The sequence below is a fragment of the Streptomyces phytophilus genome (genome assembly GCF_013870535.1).
In the GTDB taxonomy this organism is placed as follows: Bacteria; Actinomycetota; Actinomycetes; order Streptomycetales; family Streptomycetaceae; genus Streptomyces; species Streptomyces phytophilus.
Map to the genome: position 1 here is coordinate 1 of NZ_JACBXC010000166.1, position 7,845 is coordinate 7,845.

7 protein-coding genes are annotated in these 7,845 nt (G+C 71.5%); 1 reads left to right on the forward strand and 6 read right to left on the reverse strand.

From position 1 onward, the window contains the following. Positions 1-248 precede the first annotated feature (248 nt). From H5J30_RS11175 to H5J30_RS11185, 3 genes are all read right to left on the reverse strand, one after another. Positions 249-2,492 carry an MMPL family transporter gene (locus H5J30_RS11175; RefSeq protein ID WP_181787277.1) on the reverse strand — a complete coding sequence of 748 codons (2,244 nt, stop codon included), beginning with the start codon at positions 2,490-2,492 and terminating at the stop codon, positions 249-251. Positions 2,493-2,599: 107 nt separating this feature from the next. After that, the gene (locus H5J30_RS11180; RefSeq protein WP_181787278.1) at positions 2,600-3,199 is read right to left on the reverse strand and encodes a TetR/AcrR family transcriptional regulator; all 600 of its coding nucleotides are present in this window, start codon (positions 3,197-3,199) and stop codon (positions 2,600-2,602) included. A 98-nt stretch (positions 3,200-3,297) separates the two neighbouring features. Beyond that, complete coding sequence (locus tag H5J30_RS11185) at positions 3,298-4,275, reverse strand: DUF3048 domain-containing protein (protein ID WP_181787279.1); 978 nt, start codon at positions 4,273-4,275, stop codon at positions 3,298-3,300. A 283-nt stretch (positions 4,276-4,558) separates the two neighbouring features. On the opposite strand from H5J30_RS11185, the gene H5J30_RS11190 reads away from it, so the two are divergent. Further along, positions 4,559-4,747 (forward strand): hypothetical protein, encoded by a 189-nt coding sequence (locus tag H5J30_RS11190; RefSeq protein WP_181787280.1) that lies wholly within the window; start codon positions 4,559-4,561, stop codon positions 4,745-4,747. Positions 4,748-4,781: 34 nt separating this feature from the next. Here H5J30_RS11190 and H5J30_RS11195 read toward each other — a convergent pair whose 3' ends face one another. From H5J30_RS11195 to H5J30_RS11205, 3 genes are read right to left on the reverse strand one after another with little or no spacing between them, the layout of a single operon-like run. Then, complete coding sequence (locus tag H5J30_RS11195; RefSeq protein ID WP_181787281.1) at positions 4,782-6,194, reverse strand: NAD(P)(+) transhydrogenase (Re/Si-specific) subunit beta; 1,413 nt, start codon at positions 6,192-6,194, stop codon at positions 4,782-4,784. After that, a complete protein-coding gene (locus tag H5J30_RS11200) occupies positions 6,191-6,508 on the reverse strand; it encodes an NAD(P) transhydrogenase subunit alpha part 2 (RefSeq protein ID WP_181787282.1) in 318 nt (105 codons plus the stop codon). The genes H5J30_RS11195 and H5J30_RS11200 overlap by 4 nt, the downstream gene beginning before the upstream one ends. Beyond that, positions 6,505-7,662: an NAD(P) transhydrogenase subunit alpha gene (locus H5J30_RS11205; protein WP_181787283.1), complete on the reverse strand. Its 1,158-nt coding sequence runs from the start codon at positions 7,660-7,662 to the stop codon at positions 6,505-6,507. Before H5J30_RS11205 ends, H5J30_RS11200 begins: the two co-directional genes overlap by 4 nt. Between the last annotated feature and the right edge of the window lie 183 nt (positions 7,663-7,845).

The window sequence follows — 7,845 nt, forward strand, 5'->3', positions numbered from 1 at the left end:
GCAAACCCGTTCATCCCACTCTCCCTCAAGGACCTTGATCCATCCGATGTCTGTGGGGGTTCAGTCAGACTCAAGCGCTTGCTGGGGGAGGAACGTAGGGATTCATCGGATGAACGTCAAGACTCGGCGCAGCGGGCGGCGTTGCGCGGCGCGGCAACGCACCGGGGCCCGGTGGCGCGAACGCCACCGGGCCCCGGTCGGGTTGTGGTTGCCCTCCCGCGGTGCCCGTGGGCACCGCGGGACGTGCCTCAGCGCACGCCGGTGGGCTGGGGCTCCCGCTCCTCGCCCGCGGTCGGCGGCGGCACCGGCTCCGCATGGAGCTGCCGGTACAGCTTCTCGCCCTCCACGTCGACGTTCGGCAGGATCCTGTCCAGCCACTTCGGCAGCCACCAGGCGGACTTGCCGATCAGGGCGAGCACCGCGGGGACCATGGTCATCCGGACCAGGAAGGCGTCGAAGAGGACCGCCACCGCCAGGCCGAAGCCCATCATCTTCACCATGTCGTCGCCTGCGCCGATGAAGCCGGCGAAGACGCTGATCATGATGATCGCGGCCGCGGTGACCACCCGGGCGCCGTACCGGAAGCCGGTGACGACGGCGTCGCCGGCCGACTCTCCGTGGACGTACGCCTCGCGCATCCGGCTGACGAGGAAGACCTCGTAGTCCATCGCCAGGCCGAAGACCACGCCGATCAGGAAGATCGGCATCATCGACATGATCGGACCGGTCTCCTCGATCCCGAAGACCCCGGCGAGCCAGCCCCACTGGAACACCGCGACGACGGCGCCGAGCGCGGCCAGCACGGAGAACAGGAAGCCGAGCGCGGCCTTCAGCGGCACCAGCAGGGAGCGGAACACCAGCATCAGCAGGACGAACGCCAGGCCGACGACCAGTGCCAGGTACGGCACCAGCGCGTCGTCGAGCACCTTGGAGAAGTCGATGTTCACCGCGGTGCTGCCCGTGAGGTACAGGTCCGCGCCGGTCTCGTCCTGCAGGTTCGACGACAGGTCGCGGATCTCGCGGACCACCTTCTCGGTGTCGGTGTCGCTCGGCCCGCTGGCCGGGGTGACCATGACGGTCGCGGTGTCCCCGGCCTCGTTGAACGCGGCGGGGGTGACCGAGACGACGCCGTCCACGTCGGAGATCCGCGCGACGGCGTCGTCGGCCGCCTGCTGCGGGTTCTCCGTCTCGGTGGCGTCGATGACACCGGTGACCGGGCCGTTGAAGCCCGGGCCGAACGCCTCGGACAGCATGTCGTACGCCTTGCGTTGCGTGGTGTCCGTCGGGCTGCTGCCCTCGTCGGGCAGGCCCAGTTCCATGCTCGCCACCGGCGCGGCCAGCACGCCGAGCCCGATGATCGCGGCGCCGAGCACCAGGACCGGGCGCTTGAGCACCTGACGGGCCCAGCGGGTGCCCATGTTCGGCTTGGCGTCGTGGTCGGACGCCTTCGGGGCGCCGGTCTCCGGGTTGGCCTTGCGCACCTTGCGGCCGTAGATCCGCTTGCCCACGATGCCGAGCGCGGCCGGGACCAGCGTGAGCGCGATGAGCACGGCCAGCGCGACCGTACCGGCCGCGGCCAGACCCATCTTCGTCAGGATCGGGATGTTGACGACCGCCAGGCCCGCCAGCGCGATGATCACGGTGAGGCCCGCGAAGACCACCGCCGAGCCGGCCGTGCCGACGGCGCGGCCCGCCGCCTCCTCGCGGGAGTGGCCCTCCGTCAGCTCCGCCCGGTAGCGGGAGGCGATGAACAGGGCGTAGTCGATGCCGACCGCCAGGCCGATCATCATCGCCAGCGTGGAGGTGGTGGCGGACAGGTCGAGCACGTTCGCCAGCGCGGCGATCGAGGCGATGCCGATGCCGACGCCGACGAGCGCGGTGATGATCGGCAGCCCCGCCGCGACCAGCGAGCCGAAGGTGATCACGAGCACGACCAGCGCGATGCCGACACCGATGATCTCGCCGTTGCCCATATCGGGCTCGACCATCAGCGCGTCACCGCCGGCCTGGATGTTCAGGCCGTCCTCGCGCTCCTTGTCCACCACGTCGGTGATGGCGTCGCGGGTCTCGTCCTCCAGCTCCATGGACGTGACCTTGTAGTCGACGACCGCGTAGGCCGTGGAGCCGTCCTCGCTGACGCCCGCGTTGTCCGCGAACGGGTCGCTGACCTGCTCCACCTGGTTGCCGGCGATGCCGTCGAGCACGCCGTCGACCGCCTCGCGGCTGTCGGCGGCGGTGATCTTCTGGCCGTCGGGTGCCTCGAAGACGATACGGGCCGTCGCGCCGTCGGCGGACTGGCCCGGGAAGCGCTCCTCAAGAAGGTCGAACGCCTGCTGTGCCTCGGTGCCGGGCAGCGCGAAGTCGTCCTCGGGCGCGGTGCCCGCAGACGACGCGCCGAACCCGGCGAGGCCGAAGAGCAGCAGCCATATCAGCGCCGTGATACGGCGCCGCCGGAAGGCCAGCCGGCCGAGTTTGTATAGGAAGGTGGCCACGAGCAGGTTTCTCCTGATCTCGACGGTGGGTTGTGTTGAACCAGCCCGACGACGAGAGCGGCGTACGCCAGGTGGAGCCGTATTCCGTTGTGGTAATGAACGACAGGTCAGTTCATATGCAGAGCGGGGAGAATCACTGCGTCGACATAGTGGACAAGGTATTCGCTGGTGACCGGCGCGTTGTCGATGAGGGGCCGGGCCAGCATGGCGCCCAGCATCATGTGCGGGACGAACTCCGCGGCGGGGATACCCGCGGCCAGTTCGCCGCGCCCGACAGCGCGATCGATCAGGTCGTGGAAGGCGGCCAGCTCCGGTTCGACCATGAGCTGCCACATGGCCTGCTGCAGTTCCTCGTTGGACTGCTGGGCGAAGGCGACCGCGCGCAGGAGGGCCGAGTCCTTCTCCGCGCTCTTGCACACGCCTTCGGCGAACTGCACGAGGTCGCCGCGCAGCGTGCCGGTGTCGATCCCGGCCGTCCTCACCGGCTTGCTGTGCCGGAGCGCCGTGGCGACCAAGTGCGGCTTGGACTGCCACTGGCGGTAGAGGGTGGCCTTGCTCGACCGCGTACGAGACGCGACCGCGTCCATGGTGAGGGCCTCGTAGCCGACTTCGCGCAGATGGTCGAGCACGGCCTCGAACAGCTCGTGCTCGCGCTCGGCGCTCAGCCGGCTCCGGCGCCCGGTGGTGCTGGTGTCCTGCACGACCATCGGGCCCCCTCCCCAGTCAGCGGAACGAAACGGTTTCGTACTCAAAGAATATTAGCGGCGGCGGGAACCCCTCCGCGCCAACGGGGGTGTGCTTTGCGTCACTCCGTGAAGACGACCCAGACCGGGCCGCGGGCGAAGCGCAGCCGCTCGCCGCCCGGATCGGTGAACTCCGTGCCGTCGCCGGCCGATCCCCGCTCCCACCTCGCCGGATACGACCTGCCGCCGCGCAGCACCTCCGCCTCGCCCGAGCCGACGGTCTCGGTGAAGGGGGAGGGGTTGCCCGAGCGGTCGCCGAAGTCGGAGTCGCGGATCTCCACGTGCTGGACGACGACGGTGGCCGCCGACAGCCGCTCGCCCTCCGCGGTGGCGGCCGGGCTGCCGTCGAACGAGACCAGCCAGCGCTTCTGGTCCGCGTCCCAGGCGAAGCCGAAGCTCGCGGCTGGGTAGCGCACGGTCCGCTCGGCGGTGGCCTTGCCGCCCTCGGGCGCCGCGCCGAAGCGGAAGCCGATGTCCCGCGCGGGGCCCGCGTCGGGTGCCGCACCCAGCGCCTGCTCCGGCCGTACGAAGAGGTTGTGCGGCGCGGGTTTGGCGGGGTCGCGGAGGTAGGCGTCGCCCGCGTCGCCCGGCGACACGGGGAACAGGGGGGCCTCGTCGATGAGCGGGAGCAGCTTGGACTGCGCCCCGGAGAAGGCGAGCGCGGGCTTGCCGAACTGCTCCAGCAGTTCGAGGTCGGACTCGCGTGCGCTGCGCACCGGGCCGACCTGCCCCGGCCGGTGCGAGGCATACACCGCGAGCAGCCGGCTGAGGCCGGCCTCCACCCGTTCGACGTAGACGATGTCCGCCCGCTCCAGGCCCGTCTGCGGCCGTGCGGGGGCGGCGTTGTCGATCTTCACGCCCAGTACCGGCCCGCTGCGTCCCTCCAGTCCGGTGAACGGCGAGCCGCCCTCCACCCCTTCTCCAGGCTTGCGCCCCTCGTCCGTGGTGCACCCGCCCGTGAGCAGCAGCGGCAGCATGAGGAGCGCCGCCGGCAGGGCCGCCGGCGTACGCAGGAAGCGGGCTGTACGGCTGGCGGCCATGGCGTCCCTTCGTCGGGGTACTGACGCTTATTTAATGATTTGTCGTGATTCTAGATTCGATCCGCGCGGCCGGATAACGCCGGGCGTCCCCGGCCTCCAGTCGTTACCCTGGGGAAACGGACACCCCCGGCCACGGGGAAGGGCCGAAACCCTCGGACCGTCCGCGAGGCCAGACCGGCGCCACCGCGTCCGAACTGCACACCCGAACAGCCCGGGGTATCCGCCGCCGACACCCGCCGCCCAGGCAGGGCTGACCAGTTCACATGACCCGGAGGAGAGCACCTTGACCACCGAAGCCGCACCGGAACGGGAGACCCAGCCCGCCCCAGGGACGCAGGTGCGTCCGGGAGCGGGCGGGGACTCGCTGAGCAGCCTGGACGTGTGGGCGCGCTCGGCCCCCATCCGGCTCGCCGGATACGAGGACGACCCGGCCGACACCGCCGAGCTGCACATCCTGCGCGGCATCGACTGATCCGGCCGGGTCCCTGGCCCCGTACCTCGGGGCGCTAGCCGACGAACGTCCGGACCGCCGTCTTCAGATCGGCGAGGCCCTTCTTGGCGTCGGTGAAGAACATCCCGGTGTTCTCGGCGGTGTACAGCTCGTTGTCGATGCCCGCGTACCCGTGGCCCATCGACCGCTTGATCACCACCACGCTCTTGGCCCGGTCCACGTCGAGGATCGGCATGCCGGAGATCGCGTTGCCCGGCCGCCGCGCGGCCGGGTTGGTGACGTCGTTGGCGCCGATCACCAGCGCCACGTCCGCCTGCGGGAACTCGGGGTTCGCCTCCTCCATCTCCTTGAGTTGCGGATACGGCACGTTCGCCTCGGCCAGCAGCACGTTCATGTGCCCCGGCATCCGGCCCGCCACCGGGTGGATCGCGTACGAGACCTCCACCCCGTGCTCCTCCAGCAGGTCCGCCAGGTCGCCCAGCTCGTGCTGCGCCTGCGCGGCCGCCAGCCCGTACCCCGGCACGATGACGACCTTGCCCGCGTACGCGAGCTGGATCGCCACGTCGTCGACGGAGACCGGGCGCACCTGGACGTCCCCGTCCGTGACCTGGGCGGCGCCGTCGTCGCCGGTGCCGAAGCCGCCGACGATAATGGCCGGAATCGAGCGGTTCATGGCGTCTGCCATCAGCTTGGTCAGGATCGTGCCCGAGGCGCCGACGAGCGCGCCCGCGATGATCAGCGCCGGCTCGTTCAGCACGAAGCCGGCCATGCCGACCGCCGTGCCGGTGAAGGCGTTGAGCAGCGAGATGACCACGGGCATGTCCGCGCCGCCGATCGGCAGCACCATCGTGATGCCGAAGACCAGCCCCGCGAGGGTCAGCAGCGTCAGCGCCGCGATGCTGCCCGGGTCCACCACGAGCCAGACACCGGAGCCGGCGAAGACCAGGGCGAGCGCGCCGTTCAGCGGGCGGGTGCCCGGCAGGACGATCGGCTTGCCCGGGATCAGGCCCTGCAGCTTCCCGGCGGCGATCAGCGAGCCGGAGAAGGTGATGGCGCCGACGAGGATGTCGATGCCGCCCGGCACGGTGGTGCGCGCGCCGAGGTCCTCCGGGTGCGCGTGCTGGAGCACCTCGCCGATCGCCAGCAGCGCGGCCGCGCCGCCGCCGACCGCGTTGAACAGGCTCACCAGCTGCGGCATCGCCGTCATCTCGACGGTACGGGCCAGGTACAGCCCCGCGCCGGAGCCGACGATGGTCGCGGAGAGCACCACCAGCCAGCCGGTCGCGGTGATGTCGCCGCGCTCCGCCAGCAGCACCGCGGTGGCCGCGATCGCCACGGCCATGGCGGCGGCCGACAGGGTGTTGCCGCGGCGGGCGGTGGCGGGCGAGTTCATCAGCCGCAGGCCCAGCACGAAGCAGGCGGCGGCGGCCAGCAGGACGTACCGTACGGCGGTCTCCAGGTCGCTCACTTCGCCGCACCTCCCCGGGCGCCGCCCGGCACCGGCCGGGCGCGGAACATGTGCAGCATCCGGTCCGTGACGACGTACCCGCCGACGACGTTCATGGCGCCGAACGCGACGGCCACGAACGCCAGCACGTACTCCAGCGGCTCGTCGGCCAGCGACGTCACCAGCATCGCGCCGATCAGCACGATCCCGTGGATGGAGTTGGCGCCGGACATCAGCGGCGTGTGCAGCGTCGCCGGCACCTTGCTGATCACTTCGAAACCGACCAGCACGCTGAGCACGAAGATCGTGACGGCGGTGAGCAGATCGAGGTTCACCGGTTCTCTCCGTTCTGCGGGGCGACCGCGTCGCTGACGACCTCGCCGCCGTGCGCGACGACCACGCCGGCCTGGATGTCGTCGTCGAGGTCGATGTGCACCGCCTCGTCGGCCACCAGGTGCGCCAGCAGCGCGCTGAGGTTGCGGGCGTACGCGGTGGAGGCGGCCGTCGCCATCACCGACGGCAGGTTCCCGGCGCCGATCAGGGTCACGCCGCCGGCGAGCACCGCCGTCTTGTCCGGCTCGGACAGCTCCACGTTGCCGCCGAGTTCGCTGGCGGCCATGTCCACCACCACCGAGCCGGGGCGCATCTGCTCCAGCGCGGCGGCGGTGACCATCAGCGGCGGCTTGCGGCCCGGCACCCGGGCGGTGGTGATCACCACGTCGAAGCGGGGCACCGCCGCCGTCAGCGCGGCGAGCTGCGCCTGCCGCTCCTCGTCGGTGAGCACGCGCGCGTAGCCGCCCTCGCCGGCCGCCGAGGCCACGCCTTCCAGCTCCAGGAACTTCGCGCCCAGCGACTCGATCTCGCCCTGCGCCGCGGGCCGGACGTCGTACGCGGTGACGATCGCGCCGAGCCGGCGGGCGGTGGCGATGGCCTGCAGCCCGGCGACGCCCGCGCCGAGCACGAGGACGGCGGCGGGCTTCGAGGTGCCCGCCGCCGTCGTCAGCATCGGAAAGTACCGGTCGTAGTTGTCGGCGGCGAGCAGCACCGCCTTGTATCCCGCGACGTTGGCCTGGGAGGTCAGGGCGTCCATCGTCTGGGCCCGGCTGAGCGTACGGGGCAGCAGGTCGAGGCTGACGACTGTCACCCCCCGGGCGGCCAGCTCGCGGATGAGGGGGGCCTGGCGGAGCGGGTCGAGCATGCCGACGAGCGTCTGGCCGGAGCGCAGCGCGGCGGCCGTCTCGCGGTCGGGCGGTGCGACGCAGAGCACGACGTCGGCGCGGCGGATCAGCTCGTCCGCGCCGACGACCTCGGCCTCCGCGGCCGTGTAGTCGGCGTCGGTGAACCAGGCGCTCGCGCCCGCGCCGGTCTCGACGAGGACGTCGACACCCGACCGGCGCACTCGGGTGACGACTTCGGGGGTGAGGGCGACGCGGCGCTCGTCCGGCGCGCGCTCCCTCAGGACCCCCGCGGTGACGGCTTGGGCTCCCATGCTTCTCGCTCCCTCTTGGGCGACTGCGGGCGACCTCAGGGTGCTGCCCGTGGTCCGCGGTGGGGACACCTCGGGCGGCGGGTGGTGCGGTGGCAGTGCGGTGGCAGTGCGGTGGGTGGGGTGCGGTGGTGGTGCGGTCCGGTGGTGGGGCCGGGGCGGTCCGCACGCTATCGGATAACCGTC

Coding starts and splice junctions, on each gene's coding strand:
- H5J30_RS11180 (WP_181787278.1), bottom strand. CDS start 3,199: ATGGTCGTGCAGGACACCAGCACCACCGGGCGCCGGAGCCGGCTGAGC.
- H5J30_RS11185 (WP_181787279.1), bottom strand. CDS start 4,275: ATGGCCGCCAGCCGTACAGCCCGCTTCCTGCGTACGCCGGCGGCCCTG.
- H5J30_RS11205 (WP_181787283.1), bottom strand. CDS start 7,662: ATGGGAGCCCAAGCCGTCACCGCGGGGGTCCTGAGGGAGCGCGCGCCG.